This is a genomic window from Candidatus Clavichlamydia salmonicola, assembly GCF_015356765.1.
Lineage (GTDB): Bacteria > Chlamydiota > Chlamydiia > Chlamydiales > Chlamydiaceae > Clavichlamydia > Clavichlamydia salmonicola.
On the sequence record NZ_WTCQ01000004.1, the window covers coordinates 76583 to 91541 of the forward strand.

Here is a 14959-nt window from a genome sequence, read left to right on the forward strand (position 1 = left end):
AGAAAAGAATCTTATACCATTATTGTTTTAAGCAAGATGATGATTCATGAAGATAATTTATTAATGTTTTTTTGATTAAAAGAGCATTATTGTTAAAGGGGTTATATGAATAAAGACTTGGTTGCCATATTTGAGTATATGGAACGAGAAAAAGGCATCAAAAGAACAGTTGTTATAGAAGCCATTGAAGAAGCTTTAAAAACAGCTGCTAAAAAAACTTTGAAAGAAGATGCAAATATTACAGTACAAATTCAGCCAAAAACTGGAGATGTAGGAGTTTTTTTAGAAAAAGAAATTGTTGCTATTTGTGAATATCCTTCTATAGAAATTTCAATAGAAGATGCTCAAGAACTTGATCCTGATTGTCAAATTGGTCAATTTATTGACATGCCAGTTATTTTAGCTGATTTTGGTAGAATAGCTGCTCAAGCTGCTCGTCAAATTATTAATCAAAAATTAAGAAATGCTGAAAGAGATGTTATTTATGAAGAATATCGTCATCGAGTTAATGAATTAGTTTTTGGAATTGTTAAAAGATTTTCTCATGGTTTAAATTTAATCATTGATTTAGGAAAAGTTGAAGCTTTATTACCTGCTAGACATTATCCTAAGATAGAAAAATATAAGCCTGGCGATAAAGTGTACGCTCTTCTTTATGAAGTTCAAGATCTGGAAAATGGTGGAGCAGAAGTTATTTTAAGTCGCAGTTGCCCTGAATTTGTTTCGCATTTATTTGTACAAGAGGTACCTGAGCTTGAAGATGGTAATGTTGAAATTGTTAAAATCGTTCGTGAAGCTGGCTATAGAACAAAATTAGCTGTTCGATCTGTTGATCCAAAGATTGATCCTGTTGGAGCTTTCGTTGGGATGAGAGGTAACCGTGTTAAAAATATCATTCGTGAATTAAACGATGAAAAAATAGATATTGTTTTATTTAACAATGATACTAGCGAGTTATTGCAAAATTTAGCCTCTCCTGTCGAAATTCAAAAAATTGCTATTCTTCAAGAAGATGGTATAATTGCTGTTGTTGTTCATGATAGTGATTATGCAACTATTATTGGAAAAAAAGGAATTAATGCGCGTTTAATTAGTCAAATGCTTGGTTATGAACTAGAAGTTCAACGCATGAGTGAATATAATAAATTACTTGAAATTCAACGATTACAGTTAGCTGAATCTGATAACCCTCAATTAGATCAACCATTAGAGCTAGAAAATATTAGTAAATTAGTGGTTCAAAATCTTGTTCATGCTGGTTATGATACATTAAAAAAAGTACTACTCTCAACCAATGAAGAACTGGCTGCGGTTCCAAATATTAGTGCGGAGATTGCCAGTAAAATTTTAGAACAAGTTAGCAAATACGGAGACACCAAAATTGACAAAGAATCTGAAACTCAAAATTAAAAATTTTCAATTAGCACAAGCAGCAGGTCTTGATAAATTAAAAGCTAAATTGGCTAAGAAACCAGGAGACAAGCATTCGCTTGTAGATTTATTAAAGGTTAAAAATATACCTTCTATAGAACCTTCTCCTTCTTTACCTGAAGAAAATAAACATAAAAAAGACACTCCTCGTATTCGTGCTAAATCAAGGTCATCTTTTGGAATGATAGATAAACCTGATGAATTTACTTCAGAAGAAGTTGTTCTTAGCTCTGTTTCAAAAGAAGTAATTTCTGTAGAAAACGAGAAAACGAGCGTTAAATTAGATGAAGCAAAAGAAATTTTTCATTGTGTAGAAGAAAAAAAATCTATCAATATTTTGAAAAATGAACCAATAACTACTCAATTTTCTAAAGAAAAAACTTTTCCTACTTCTTCTGTAGAAATACATTCTGTTAAAGAAGAAATTAGTAATGTTCCATTGGGCTCCTTCATTGAAAAAACACAAGAAGTAACTCCTCAATTAAATGTTTCTGCTTCTGCTAAAGCTCCTCTGGTTACTATTACCCCTCCAAAGCCTTTTTCAGTTGTCAAGGAAAGATATGGACCCACAGGAAGACATGTAAAACAACTTTTAACTAGACCTCCTTTACCGCCTAAAACTGAAGAAACAACATCTGCTTACCCACGTGTCCAAGGATTAAATGAGCAAAATAAAGGTTTTCGTCCTAAAACTTGGGGAACTTCCTCAAATGCGCCAACAGCTAAACCTCAGGATGCATCTGTTACAAATAAAACAACAGCTCCAAAAAAAGATTTCAGAAAACCTCAAGGAATTGTTTTTAAAGATGTAAGACAAGTATCTCGTCGTGGACCTAGTGGAGCCCCTGCTGGTAAAGGATCTACTTCATGGAATCGTCGTGGTTCTGATGGAGATGATGATAAATGGCGTAAAAGACGATCTTCTAAAGGAAAAAGTTTCAAGGAAGACACTGTTACAATTTATCCATCAAATTTAAAAATTGTTTTACCTATAATGCTAAAAGATTTAGCAGCTGACATGAAGTTAAAAGCATCTGAAATTATTCAGAAATTATTTATTCATGGAATGGTTTATGTTGTAAATGACATTTTGGATGATGAAACAGTAGTTCAATTTATTGGTTCTGAATTTGGATGTGATATTCAAATCGATACTTCTGAAAAAGAACGCATTCAAATTACAGCCCAAACTATTCGTGAAGAAATAGCCAGCATGCCTGTTGATGATCTTGTTACACGTCCATTAGTTGTGGCTTTTATGGGTCATGTTGATCATGGAAAAACAAGTTTAATAGATGCGATTCGACACAGTAACGTAGCTTCTGGTGAAGCAGGTTCTATAACTCAACATATTGGGGCATTTTCTTGCTCTACCCCTTCTGGAAATTTAACTATTTTAGATACGCCAGGTCATGAAGCATTTTCAGCAATGAGAAGTCGTGGTGCTGAAGTTGGTGACATTGTGGTATTGGTTGTGTCTGGAGAAGAAGGATTTAAAGAACAAACCCTAGAAGCTATTGAACATACAAAAAAAGCAGGTATTACTATTGTGGTCGCTATTAACAAGAGCGATCGTCCCAATTTTGATCCTGAATTAGTTTATCGTCAATTAGCAAACATCAATTTGTTGCCTGAAGCTTGGGGTGGTCAAATAGCGACTGTGAATACATCAGCTATTACTGGTGATGGGATTACAGAATTACTAGAAACCTTAATCTTACAAGCTGAAGTTTTAGAACTTAGAGCTAATCCTAGTTTTAGACCCCGTGGCGTGGTTATAGAATCTCAGTTACACAAAGGGCTTGGTTTTTTAGCTACTGTTTTAGTTCTTAATGGAACGTTAAAACAGGGTGATGCCATTGTTTTTGAAGAATGCTATGGTCGTATTAAAACAATGCGAAATGAAAAAGGTATTTCTTTAATTGGTGCTGAACCTTCAATGCCTGTAGAAATTACAGGTCTTTCTGCATTACCATCAGCTGGAGATTCTTTCATTGGTGTAAAAAATGAAAAACTAGCGAAAGAGATTGTTGAAGCACGATTGGAAGGAAAACAACGTTTTGCACTTCAACAGAAGAAAAAACCTTTGATCGAAAGTTTGATGCAAAATAAAATCATTAATAAGAAAGATCTTAATTTAGTTATCAGAGCTGATGTTCAAGGCTCATTAGAAGCATTGGTTACAGCTTTAAAAGGTGTTATCTCAGAAAAAGTTTCTGTAGAGATAGTATCTGATGAAGTTGGAGAAATTTCTGAATCAGATATTCGTTTAGCTTTTGCTTCTTCTGCAATGATTATTGGATTTCACACAGGAATTGAATCTCATGCTGATCCATTAATCAAAGAATTAGGCGTATCTGTCTTTTTAAATAACATTATTTACCATATTGTGGATCATGTAAAATTATTGATGAAGAATCTTTTAGATCCATTAAAAGAAGAGCATGAATTAGGTAAAGCTGAAGTTAAGGCTGTATTTAAATCATCTCGTCTTGGTCTTATTGGTGGATGCTTAGTCACAGAAGGTATTATTGGCAGAAATCATAAATTAAGAGTAAAAAGAGATGGTGAAGTTATCTGGAAAGGCTCTATGCTTTCTTTAAAGAGAGAAAAAGAAGATTTGAAAGATGCTAAAAAAGGTTTTGAATGTGGCATTCTTTTAGATGGATTTAATCAATTACAATTACAAGATATTATAGAAAGCTATGAAATTAAGTATGTTCCTCAAGAATTATAAAAAGGTATTAATTTTATGTCAGCACGACGTGTAATCAGAATTAATTCTTTATTAAAAGAAGTAATTGCAAAAGTTATTCATCGAGATGTAAAGCACCCTAAAATTTCAGGACAATGCATCTCTGTCACTTCAGTATCAGCTTCTAGTGATCTAGGATATGCAAAAGTTTATATTACTGTTTTAGGTTCTGAAGAAGAACAGAAAGAAGTATTAGCTGCTTTAAAATCTGCTCGTGGATTTATAGCCTTAAGATCTGCTCAGGAGGTTACCTTACGGTATTTTCCAGTTTTGATGTTTTATGCTGATAACTCTGTTGCATTTGAATATCAAATAGAATCATTATTTTATAAAATTCAGCTAGAAAGAGCTGCCAATATGAATAATGAAGAAGAGATTTTAGAAACAATTACTGCCAATTGTTAAGTGTTATGCAAATCGTTACTGAATTAAAAGAAGGGCTTTTATTGGTTGATAAACCTCAAGGAAGAACTTCTTTTAGCTTAATTAGAAGATTAACGCGTTTATTAGGCGTTAAAAAAATTGGTCATGCTGGTACCTTAGATCCTTTTGCAACAGGGGTAATGGTAATTTTAGTAGGACGTAATTATACTCGTTTATCTGACAAATTATTATTTCAAGACAAAGAATATCTTGCGTTTGTTTCTTTAGGAGCTACTACAGATTCTTATGACTGTGATGGTAAAATAGTAGGCCGTTCTAAAAAAATTCCAACATTATCAGAAATAGAATCTGTTATTACTCATTTTCAAGGAGAAATTCAACAAATTCCCCCTATGTTTTCTGCGAAAAAAGTTAATGGAAAAAAATTATATGAATATGCCCGAAAAGGACAAACTATTGAGAGAGCTCCTTGCACTATTAAAGTAACTTCAGAACTTCTTTCATATGATTATCCAGAAATATCTATACGCGTTTCATGTAGTAAAGGTACATATATTCGAAGCATTGCTCATGAAATGGGCTTATTATTAGGCTGTGGAGCATATCTTCGTAATCTACAACGATCACGTAGTGGCCAATTCTTATTGAGTGAGTGTTTAGATGGCAAATTATTAGAAGATAATGATTTTAATGTGCTTCCATATCTGCGATGTTTTTCAGAAAATGACATTGCCACCACAAATTAAATTAATTTTTTTAAAATATAGCATTAATTTTTTTCTCTATTGTGTTAACATGTCTGTACATAAAATGTTACGATTTTAGTGCTATGATCAACATGATCATAGCGCTATTTTGATATTTAGTTATGAAGAAATAAAATAACATCAGCATCTTTAACTAAATAATCTCGACCTTCAGCTCTTAACAATCCTAAGTCCTTTGCTCCTGATCTTCCTTCATATTTTATAAAATCATCATAAGAAATAACTTCAGCACGTATAAAACCTTTTTGGATATCTGTATGGATCTTTCCTGCTGCATCCCTAGCTAAAGTACCTTCTGTAATCGCCCAAGCACGCGTTTCTTGCTTACCTGTAGTAAAAAAACTAATTAATCCAAGCATGTTAAACGCTTTTTTAATTAAAAGCTCAGTGCCTGAAAATTCTAATCCAGCGTCTTTAAGCATTTCTTTTCTATCTTCTCTAGATAATTGTGATAGCTCTGCTTCAAATTTTATGCATATAGGTTCTACTTCTGCACCTTCTTTAGCAGCATATTCTTTAACAAGTCTTACATATGGATTCTCATCAAATGGCATATCAGGATCTTTAACATTTGCTACATACAGCATTTTTTTAGCTGTTAAAAATGGATAAGGTTGTAATAAAAGTTTTTCATCTTCAGTAAAATCTAAGTGACGTACTGGTTTAGCTGCTTCAAGATGTTTAATAACACGCTCTAATAAAGCTACTGTAGCTCCCCCTTCTTTCTTTAAACGAAACTGCTTTTCAAGACGCGCATGAACATTTTCAGCTAATTGAATATCTGCTAATATCAATTCTAAATTAATGGTTTCTATATCATTAATAGGATCAATTTTTCCTGCAACATGAGTAATTTCATCATCTTCAAAACAACGCACAACATGAAGAAGAGCATGAGCTTCTCTTACATGAGCTAAAAATTTATTTCCTAATCCTTCTCCTTGAGACGCACCTTTAACTAAACCTGCAATATCTACAAATCGGGTATCTGCATAAACAATTTTTTTACTTTCAGAAATTTCAGATAAAGCATCTAAGCGATCATCAATAACAGGTATCACTCCAACATTTTTTTCTATTGTACAAAATGGATAATTTGAAAATTCAACACCTGCATTCGTCAATGCATTGAACAATGTGGACTTTCCTACATTAGGCAATCCAAGAATACCACAATCTAAACTGGACATAATAATTATCTCCTAAAAAAAATAAACATATAGAATATCATAAGATATGTTTTACCATGACCAGTTTAAACAAAATAAGAAGAAAAGCCTCCAAACTATTTCTTTTACTATGAGAAAAAAAGAAAAATAAGATAATTTCAAAATGTGTTTGATTTTTCTTTCCTTTAAATGCTTATTTCTTCAAGCACACCAGATCTGATTGGATATTATTAATGGGCGAAAAAACAGAAAAAGCAACCCCTAAACGCTTGCGTGATGCAAGAAAAAAGGGGCAAGTAGCTAAATCTCAAGACTTTCCTTCTGCTGTTACTTTTATAGTTTCTATGAGCTTAACATTTTCTTTAGGATCATTTTTTTGTGGACAACTTGGATCATTTTTAGGATCAATATTAAGTTCAGCTCCAATATCTCATTCTTCACGCGAAATTATTAAATATTTTAATGATTCCCTTTTTTTAATTCTTTATGCTTCCATGCCTGTGCTATTAGCTGTATCAATAGCTGGTATTATTGTTGGCTTTTTAGTCGTTGGACCTACATTTTCTTTTGAAGTACTAAAGCCAGATATTAAAAAATTCAATCCTGTTGAAAATATTAAGCAAAAATTCAAAATGAAAACCATTATTGAATTACTTAAATCTATTTTTAAAATTTTTGGAGCTGCTTGGATTTTATACATCCTTTTAAAAAATGAGTTCGGCACAATCATAGGCACTGTTAACCTAGAGCCCTTAGCAATTGCACAAGTATTTAAATCAATTCTTTATAAAGCTACTATTTATATTGGTGTATTCTTTATTATCGTAGCTATTATTGATTTATTTTATCAAAAATATAACTTTGCATCTGAATTAAAGATGGAAAAATTTGAAGTTAAACAAGAGTTTAAAGATACTGAAGGTAATCCTGAAATTAAAGGTCGTCGTAGACAAATTGCACAAGAAATTGCCTATGAAGAAAATATTGGCCAAATCAAAAATGCCAGTACAATAATTTCAAACCCCAAAGACATTGCTGTAGCTATTGGTTATGCGCCTGACAAATATAAAGCTCCTTGGATTATTGCCATGGGTACTGAACGTCGTGCTCAATTAATTATAGCAGAAGCACAAAAATATAATATTCCAGTAATGAGGAATGTTCCATTAGCGCATCAATTATTAGATGAAGGAAAAGAGTTGAAGTTTATACCAGAATCCACTTATGAAGCGATAGGAGAGATCTTGATTTACATAGCGGCTCTTGGTCCTCGTTCTAATAATGATCAGCGTCCTGAAACAAAAACTAACAAATATAATGGGATCAAATGAAAAAACTAATGAATTTTTTCAGCCGTAATCTTGGAGGTGATGGCGCTCTTAACCTAATTAATCGTTCCAGTGATATGTTGCTGGCTTTTTGGTTAATTGGTGTTATTTTAATGATCATTCTTCCAGTTCCACCTGGAATAATTGATTTAGTCATTACCTTTAACCTTTCAGCATCTGTATTTTTGCTGATGGTAGCTATTTATATACCAAGTGCTATCCACCTTTCTATATTTCCATCTTTATTGCTCATCACTACTCTTTTTCGTTTGGGTATTAACATTTCATCTTCAAGACAAATTCTTTTAAAAGCATTTGCAGGTCACCTAATTCAGGCTTTTGGAGATTTTGTTGTTGGAGGTAACTATGTTGTTGGATTCATCATCTTTTTCATTATTACCATTGTTCAATTTATCGTAGTCACAAAAGGTGCTGAACGGGTTGCTGAAGTAGCAGCTCGCTTTCGTTTAGATGCAATGCCTGGTAAACAATTAGCTATTGATGCTGACCTTCGCGCTGGCATTATTGATGCTAATCAAGCTCGTGAAAAACGAGGAACCATTCAAAAAGAAAGTGAATTATATGGTGCTATGGATGGTGCTATGAAATTTATTAAAGGAGATGTTATCGCAGGGATTATCATCACCTTTGTTAATATTATTGGGGGTTTAATCATTGGGGTGGCGATGCATGGAATGACCCTTGGTCAATCTGCTAAAATATATACCCTCTTATCTATTGGAGATGGTTTAGTATCTCAAATCCCTTCATTATTAATTTCATTAACAGCAGGTATCGTTACTACCAGAGTATCTAGTGATAAAAATACAAATCTAGGTAAGGAAATTTCTTCACAATTACTAAAAGAGCCTCGCGCACTATTTATTGCTGCTGCTGCTGCTTTTGGATTAGGATTTTTTAAAGGATTCCCTCTTTGGTCCTTTACCTTTTTAGCTCTTATATTTGCTGGATGTGGTTTTGCTCTTTTACATAAGAAAAAACGCGCTGCAGGAAAAGCAGGTATGTCTGGAGCAGGTGTGGCCTCTATGGATATGGATGGACACACAGATCATGATGCTAAACATGAAGATTATACTTTAACTCTTCCTGTCATTTTAGAATTAGGAAAAGACTTATCAACTCTTATCCAAAAAGGAAAAACAGGCCAGAATTTAATTGATGACATGATACCTAAAATGCGACAAGCTCTCTACCATGATATTGGTATTCGCTTTCCTGGGGTACATGTTAAAACAGAATCACCAGGTTTAGAGCCATCTGAATATGTGATTATGCTTAATGAAGTTCCATTTGCTAGAGGCAAAGTAATTGGTCAACATTTATTAACAAATGAAACAGAAGAAAATCTAGCTCGTTATAACTTACCTTATACAACTTATAAAAATGCTGCTGGATTACCTGCTACATGGGTGGATGAAAAAGCTAAAGCCATTCTAGATAAAGCTTCCATTAAATATTGGGCCCCTCTTGAAGTAGTCATTCTACATTTATCATATTTCTTTATGCAACATGGTCAAGAATTTTTAGGTATTCAGGAAGTACGCTCTATGCTTGAGTTTATGGAACGTTCATTTCCAGATCTCGTTAAAGAAGTTACTCGACTTATTCCATTACAAAAACTGACCGAAATTTTCAAACGATTGGTACAAGAACAAGTCTCTATCAAAGATTTAAGGACTATTATGGAATCTTTGAGCGATTGGGCTCAAACAGAAAAAGATACTGTTTTATTAACAGAGTATGTTCGTTCTTCATTAAAAGTTTATATTAGTTATAAATTTTCTCAAGGACAATCTTCTATTTCAGTCTATTTGTTAGATCCTGAAATAGAAGAAATGATTAGAAGTGCAATTAAACAAACATCTGCAGGATCCTACTTAGCTCTTGATCCTGATTCTGTTAACTTAATTTTAAAATCTATGAGAAACCTGATGACACCTGTCCCTCAAGGAGGACAACCACCTGTTCTATTGACAGCAATAGACATTCGGCGTTATGTACGTAAATTAATAGAGAGTGAGTTCCCAGATGTTGCTGTTATTTCTTACCAAGAAGTTTTACCAGACATCAGAATTCAACCATTAGGTCGAGTTCAAATATTTTAATCTCTATAACTAAAGATTAAAAAAGGTATGATATGGCTGCATCAAGCTCAAAAGGGATTGGTGGATACCCTACTATTGATGTTGCATCATTAGCTGCTAAAGCAGCTGCTGCTGAAGCAAAAGAAATAGCTGTTGCACAACAAGAAAGTCAGGCACAAATAAATGATAATCCTGATTTTACAAATCCTGCAGCAGCTACACGAGTCACTACTAAATTAAAAGATTTTAAAACTCTTGCGCAAAGACGCAAATCTACAGAAACTTCTACTCCAGATGAAAAAAAAGTAGAAGGTATCGAAGATAAGCAAGAGGAGGATTTAGCAGAGCATGAACAACAAGAAACACCTGAATTAGAAGCTCCTAAATTACGTGAATTAAAAGCAGCCTCTCATCCAGAAGATACAGTTGAAGATGTCCTTTCTAGAGTATCAGCAATGTTTCCAGATCCTGTTTTAGCCTTAAAAGCTTTAACATTTTTAGAAGAAAGTGTTCCTGCTTCTGATACAGCTGCCAAAAATTTAATCATTCAAGCTAAAACTAAATTCATGGCTGAAAACCCCCGCGCTATCCGAGCTGGAGTTAATATTGCATCAGAATTATATGTAGGATCATCAGCTAATGCAGCAGATTCTACTATAAAACCTTCTGCTTTAAGAGGAATTTATCATGATGTCACGGGAAATATACAAACCCACCAAGAAATGTTCCAATTATTGAGTAAGTCTTATTCTCTTCCTGAAATCAAATCAATCGCTAAATTTTTATTACGAGGAATGGCAGCAGAACTAAGAACTGAGGGTGCCTCTATAGAACATCCTAAGCTAAGAGCTTTAATGTCTGAAACATACACTCTTCAAGCGGTTTTGCGTGTGTACGGTTTTTTTGAATCATCTAGGGGTACATTATCTCGATCATTTTCTGATGAAGGATTAAAACTCCCTGATTCTGTGACTACAAAAGATTTAGCCCTTGCATTTACAAATTTAATAGGAGAAAAATTCTTAAATACAGAAAAAGTTAAACGAGTATTAGAACCCTTAGTTGGAAATAATCCCATAGGACAAAGTTGTATTCTTAATATGTTCTATCAGGGATTATATCAAGTTTCCCCTCGCACCTTTTCAACATTAGGACAAAGACAACAATTACAACTTGTCATATCTAATACATTGGATCTATTGAATAAAGATAATGAAAACTATCCTCAACCTGGATCCTCAGCTGTCTCACCCAAAGGAGCTTATCGTGAATGAATTAGATAAATTAGCTACAGAATTAAGCTCCTTAATGGGCATACCCATTACTCCTGACAGAAACCATGTTTGTCAACTAAAGTTTAATCAAAGTAATATTTCTGTGCGTCTAGAATTAGATGTCAGTCAAAATCTGCATACATTAATCATTTCAGTAAATTTAGGTCCAATTGGAGCGCCTACTTACAAAGAACGTATTTTTGATGCTGCTTTGTCTATTAATGCATCTTTTTCTAACTGTGGAAAAGGTATTCTATGTTATGGCGAAGTTAGCGACTCTCTCTATATATATGAAAAAATAAACTTAGAATTAATTCAGGCTAAAAAAATCCATGAAAGATTATTAGAAATACAAAAGCATGCTTCTATTTGGGCTATATGCTTGCCAAAAGGAGAAACTCCTGACCTCAGAGAACTTGGGATATCATAGAGATGAAGCGTATCCTCGATCCAAAAGTTATAGAGCAAATTAAAAAATCTGCAGCTGGCAAACATTGGGAAAAAATTGGCATCTATGACCACCATGGTTTTTGTGTTCCTTTGTTTTCGCTGCATTCTAAAGATAGCTGTGGAATTGGAGAATTTTATGATCTTATTCCACTTATTGAATGGGCCAAACAAGTTGGCTTCGATATTATTCAATTACTTCCATTAAATGACTCTGGTGCTGATGCTTCTCCATACAATGGCATTTCTGCTCATGCCCTTAACCCTATTTATATTAGTATTCATAAATTACCTAATAAAGAAAAAGTTCCATTTTTTAATGACCTCATAAAAAAAATGCAAGCTTGGAATAAAACTGTAAGATTAAATTATTCAAAAATTAAAACTCTTAAAATAGAATTTCTTAAACAATATTTTTCTTTAGTTATGCATGAATTTGCTACAGATTTACATTATGCTAATTTTAAAAATAAATTTAAAACATGGTTAAAACCATATGCACTGTTTCGATATTTTAAAGAATTATATGAATGGACTGAATGGAGGTTTTGGCCAGAAAAATTTAAAAATCCTTCTAATTTTCAAAAATTATTAACTGATTATGAAGATAAATATGAATTTTATATCTTTTTACAATATCTCTGTTTTCAGCAATTAAGCAGTGTTAAAAAAATAGCAGAAAAAAATAAAATTTTTTTAAAAGGAGATATTCCCTTTTCTATTAGCAAAGATAGCGTCGATGCTTGGTATTTTCGTTCCTTATTTAATTCTAATGCATCGTTAGGAACTCCCCCTAACAAACACAATACAAAAGGGCAAAACTGGGGCTTTCCATTATATGAATGGAAAAGTATGGCCCAAGATGATTTTTTATGGTGGCGTGAGCGACTATATTATTATGAATCATTTTATCATATGTACAGAGTTGATCATATTGGTGGTTTTTTTCGAGCATGGTCTATTATCAAGCATGATAACCATCTAACTGGAATATTTCTTCCTGAAAAACGTGTAGACCAATTAAAACAAGGAAAACGTCTTCTTCATATGTTACTTGATAGTTCTACACTACTTCCTATTGGAGAAGACATTGGAGAAGTGGTTTTTGAAGAAATGAAGATAATTTTATCTTCTATGGGAATCTGTGGAACTAAAATTATAAGGTGGGAACGTAATTGGAAAACAGATCAATCATTTATTGATCCTAAATCATACCCATTATTATCAATGACTAATATATCATCTCATGATTCAGAAACACTTCAACTTTGGTGGAGACATGCTGCAGCTGAAGCAACTTCTTTTTGTAAGATAAAAAATTGGACCTATAATCGATTTTTATCTTACCCTTATCATATGGCTATTTTACAAGACAGTCATCGTTCTGGTAGTATTTTACATATTAATTTACTGCAAGATTACTTGGCTCTAGATCCTTCTTTTGTTTCACCTATGTCATGCCGTGAACGAATTAACCAACCTGGTACAGTTGCCTTTACTAATTGGTCTTATAGGGTTATTCCTTCAGTAGAAGAATTTGCTGACGCCACTTATCTTAATAAAGCTGTTAAAACAGCCTTATCTTAATAAAAAAAAATAACAAACAAAATATTTCTATTCTAAAATCATTTCCTTTTTCTTTTTTTTATTGACCATCATTAGTGTTTAAGAGCAAGATTCTTACCTCTTATGCATTATGTTTATTTATAGGTCCTAAAAATGAGAAAAAGCCTTCTATTAACTGTATATAGCTTGCTTGCCATCTTGCTTACTTCATGTTCAAGTCTATCTGTTTATACTAGTACATTCAAGGATGCATCCGTTTTACCTAATGGATTTCATGCTAATAGTTCTTTTTATGTTGCCTCTGCTGAAGATCAATATTCTTTAGAACATCAAGAACTAAAAGAAAAGATTCAAGTTTTATTACTATCATCTGGATACAGAATATCAGAAAAGAGTAATGCTGATTATCATTTAAATTTTAAAACTATAACCAGACAAGAATCTCGAAAAATCTCAAATATAAAGTATATTCCTGGCTTACCATCATTTAAATTTGGAGAAATGTTTACTGGAAATAATGCAATGCGTTACCAAGAACGTCAAATTTCTACAGGTTCTTTTGTTTATGTGCCAACAGAAATTACTCTTTTTACTTATAAATTAACTGTGCAAGTACATTCTGCGAAAGGATCTGCTGCTCGTCCTATTTGGAAAGGATCTGCTATTACAGTTCAAGAAAATAAAAGTTTACGTAGTTCCTTGAATTATCTTTTAGCTAGTGCTTTTAAACATTTTGGGAAAAATACTGGGACTGAAATTATTGAAAATGTAACATCGTCAAATAGCAAAGTAAAAGTATTAGAAAAAGCCATAAAATAAATTTATGGCTTTTCAATTATTATTTTGAATCATCCATAGCTTGCTGTTTTTGTTCTTGACGCTCTTGTTTTAATTTACATTTCATTGCTTTTTTCTTAAGACGTCGTATTTTCATTTCTTCTCGAAAATAAGAAAAAATCCCACCTGTTGCTCTTGCAAAAAATCGACCTGATAAAGAACGATACAAAATCCCTTGGACCTCTGCTAATAACCAGCCATCATCTTCATCATCTAATAAACCCTCTACACCTTTTAGTTCTTCAAACCTATCAATATCTACTTGTTTTGGTTTCCATAAATGAACTACTGCTTCTGCAGCCTCATGTATTTGTTGCAAATTATCTGTTTGATAAAATTTTACTTTTCGAATAATTGAAAGACTTTCTTGAAGTAAATAATCAAGTAATTTAATAGAAAAAGCTAATCCAATTTTTTCAACAGAAAATTTTTCTACTACTCTTTTAAAATCTTTTAATGAATCAAACAAAGCTTTTTCATTTTTTATTTTATAATTATGATCAATTTGATCTAAAAGGTCTTTCAATGCAAAAGATGTATTTCGACACTGAGCAATAGCTTGAGCATCATTTCCAATTGCATATGATAATACCCCTGACATTAACCCTGAAACCCATCCCGCAATACCTGCTAAAAAACCAGATAATAGCCCAAGTAACCATCCTAGAGTCATTACAAACCTCCTTCATATAAAAATCATAGTAAATTTTTCTGATAAAGTTATCTTGCACAAATATCTATTTTTTTTACATGACATACTGAAATAATGATTTATTATTTAAAATAAGAAAATTACATTCATAAGTATATATTTTAAAAATATTATTTTCTTAGCAATTTTCAATTTACATCTAATATTTTCAATAATTAAAAAATCAATTCTCAAAAAAAATATT

At 32.5% G+C, this 14959-nt stretch carries 12 protein-coding genes; 10 read left to right on the forward strand and 2 right to left on the reverse strand.

The annotated features are described in order from the left end of the window. The first annotated feature begins 105 nt into the window (after nucleotides 1–105). From nusA to truB, 4 genes are read left to right on the forward strand one after another with little or no spacing between them, the layout of a single operon-like run. The gene (gene nusA, locus CLAVI_RS04465) at nucleotides 106–1410 is read left to right on the forward strand and encodes a transcription termination factor NusA (protein ID WP_194844397.1); all 1305 of its coding nucleotides are present in this window, start codon (nucleotides 106–108) and stop codon (nucleotides 1408–1410) included. Continuing rightward, entirely contained in the window at nucleotides 1382–4168 is a 2787-nt protein-coding gene (gene infB / locus CLAVI_RS04470; protein ID WP_194844398.1) for a translation initiation factor IF-2, read from the forward strand. The genes nusA and infB overlap by 29 nt, the downstream gene beginning before the upstream one ends. Before the next feature lie 15 nt (nucleotides 4169–4183). Next, entirely contained in the window at nucleotides 4184–4591 is a 408-nt protein-coding gene (gene rbfA, locus CLAVI_RS04475) for a 30S ribosome-binding factor RbfA (protein ID WP_194844399.1), read from the forward strand. A 5-nt stretch (nucleotides 4592–4596) separates the two neighbouring features. Continuing rightward, nucleotides 4597–5316: a tRNA pseudouridine(55) synthase TruB gene (truB, locus tag CLAVI_RS04480; RefSeq protein ID WP_194844400.1), complete on the forward strand. Its 720-nt coding sequence runs from the start codon at nucleotides 4597–4599 to the stop codon at nucleotides 5314–5316. Nucleotides 5317–5432: 116 nt separating this feature from the next. Here the strand turns inward: truB and ychF are convergent, their stop codons facing one another. Next, nucleotides 5433–6527, reverse strand: a complete 1095-nt coding sequence (ychF, locus tag CLAVI_RS04485) for a redox-regulated ATPase YchF (protein ID WP_194844401.1) — start codon at nucleotides 6525–6527, stop codon at nucleotides 5433–5435. 212 nt (nucleotides 6528–6739) lie between these two features. Here ychF and sctU point away from each other — a divergent pair, with 212 nt between their 5' ends. The 6 genes from sctU to CLAVI_RS04515 all read left to right on the forward strand — a co-directional run bounded on the left by sctU (nucleotide 6740) and on the right by CLAVI_RS04515 (nucleotide 14045). Next, the gene (sctU, locus tag CLAVI_RS04490) at nucleotides 6740–7837 is read left to right on the forward strand and encodes a type III secretion system export apparatus subunit SctU (protein ID WP_194844402.1); all 1098 of its coding nucleotides are present in this window, start codon (nucleotides 6740–6742) and stop codon (nucleotides 7835–7837) included. After that, nucleotides 7834–9960, forward strand: coding sequence for a type III secretion system export apparatus subunit SctV (gene sctV, locus CLAVI_RS04495; protein WP_194844403.1), 2127 nt, complete (start codon nucleotides 7834–7836; stop codon nucleotides 9958–9960). The genes sctU and sctV overlap by 4 nt, the downstream gene beginning before the upstream one ends. 32 nt (nucleotides 9961–9992) lie before the next feature. Further along, entirely contained in the window at nucleotides 9993–11213 is a 1221-nt protein-coding gene (locus tag CLAVI_RS04500) for an HrpJ domain-containing protein (protein WP_194844404.1), read from the forward strand. Continuing rightward, the gene (locus CLAVI_RS04505; protein ID WP_194844405.1) at nucleotides 11206–11643 is read left to right on the forward strand and encodes a CesT family type III secretion system chaperone; all 438 of its coding nucleotides are present in this window, start codon (nucleotides 11206–11208) and stop codon (nucleotides 11641–11643) included. Before CLAVI_RS04500 ends, CLAVI_RS04505 begins: the two co-directional genes overlap by 8 nt. Before the next feature lie 2 nt (nucleotides 11644–11645). After that, nucleotides 11646–13247 carry a 4-alpha-glucanotransferase gene (locus CLAVI_RS04510; protein WP_194844406.1) on the forward strand — a complete coding sequence of 534 codons (1602 nt, stop codon included), beginning with the start codon at nucleotides 11646–11648 and terminating at the stop codon, nucleotides 13245–13247. A 132-nt stretch (nucleotides 13248–13379) separates the two neighbouring features. After that, nucleotides 13380–14045 (forward strand): DUF4136 domain-containing protein, encoded by a 666-nt coding sequence (locus CLAVI_RS04515; protein WP_194844407.1) that lies wholly within the window; start codon nucleotides 13380–13382, stop codon nucleotides 14043–14045. A 19-nt stretch (nucleotides 14046–14064) separates the two neighbouring features. Here the strand turns inward: CLAVI_RS04515 and CLAVI_RS04520 are convergent, their stop codons facing one another. Beyond that, the gene (locus CLAVI_RS04520) at nucleotides 14065–14736 is read right to left on the reverse strand and encodes a hypothetical protein (RefSeq protein WP_194844408.1); all 672 of its coding nucleotides are present in this window, start codon (nucleotides 14734–14736) and stop codon (nucleotides 14065–14067) included. Nucleotides 14737–14959: the final 223 nt, after the last annotated feature.